Raw genomic sequence first — 467 nt, forward strand, 5'->3', positions numbered from 1 at the left:
GTTGCTGGCACCTCATCGACTTCCAGGCTATAACTCTCAGTGGGTTCCACTTCGTTATCATCGACCGTTGGTAAAGTGATATTAAAAGCACTCACCCCTGCCGGTACGTTCAAATTGCCTTCTTCATCAAGCGTGACACCATCCGAGAAGCTTATATTCTCTACATCCACATCAAGCGATTCTGGTAATGTGATTGGATAGGTGACAGGCGATTGCGTGGCTTCAGATAACTGAACGTTGAACACCAGATCCTCACCTTCCACCACCGTGTCATCGTCAGCGGTGACGTCCACCGAGGTAATACTCGGTTTGTCGTTGTCGAGGATGTAACCCGTTGCTGGCACCCCATCAACATTCAAGCTATAGCTTTCGGTCGCTTCAACCTCTTCATCGTCGACCGTTGGCAAAATAATATCAAAAGCACTCACCCCTGCTGGCACGGTCAAATTGCCTTCTTCATCCAGCGC

1 protein-coding gene is annotated in these 467 nt (G+C 49.3%); it reads right to left on the reverse strand.

Annotation, left to right across the window (positions count from 1 at the left end; genetic code table 11):
* Window positions 1–467 (reverse strand): hypothetical protein (locus tag LNL84_RS19655; protein ID WP_244359562.1); only part of this gene is annotated, 467 nt, incomplete at both ends.

This window comes from Vibrio gelatinilyticus, assembly GCF_022836845.1.
Lineage (GTDB): Bacteria > Pseudomonadota > Gammaproteobacteria > Enterobacterales > Vibrionaceae > Vibrio > Vibrio gelatinilyticus.